The organism is Tepidibacter mesophilus (genome assembly GCF_002724055.1).
Taxonomy (GTDB): domain Bacteria; phylum Bacillota; class Clostridia; order Peptostreptococcales; family Peptostreptococcaceae; genus Tepidibacter_A; species Tepidibacter_A mesophilus.
Genome location: NZ_BDQY01000094.1, coordinates 1 through 255, shown reverse-complemented (window position 1 = coordinate 255; position 255 = coordinate 1). Strand labels below are relative to the sequence as shown.

The window sequence follows — 255 nt, the reverse complement described above, 5'->3', positions numbered from 1 at the left end:
CTGCTTGTAAGGCAGGTGCTCTCCCAGCTGAGCTATGAGCCCAATTATTAATGGTGACCCCTAGGGGAATCGAACCCCTGTTACCGCCGTGAAAGGGCGGTGTCTTAACCGCTTGACCAAGGGGCCAGGTTAATACTCTCAAAATTGATCAGATTTAAATTAGGTTAAGTCCTCGATCTATTAGTATCCATCAGCTGAACTCATTACTGAGCTTACACCTTGAACCTATCAACCAGGTAGTCTTCCTGGGATCTT

Annotated in this window: 1 tRNA gene and 1 rRNA gene; both read right to left on the bottom strand. The window is 46.7% G+C overall.

Annotated elements, in window-relative coordinates:
• Nucleotides 1-51: 51 nt before the first annotated feature.
• Nucleotides 52-126: transfer RNA gene (locus tag Tmeso_RS16115), tRNA-Glu, on the bottom strand.
• 34 nt (nucleotides 127-160) lie between these two features.
• Nucleotides 161-255, bottom strand: a 23S ribosomal RNA gene (locus Tmeso_RS16110); the annotation flags it as partial.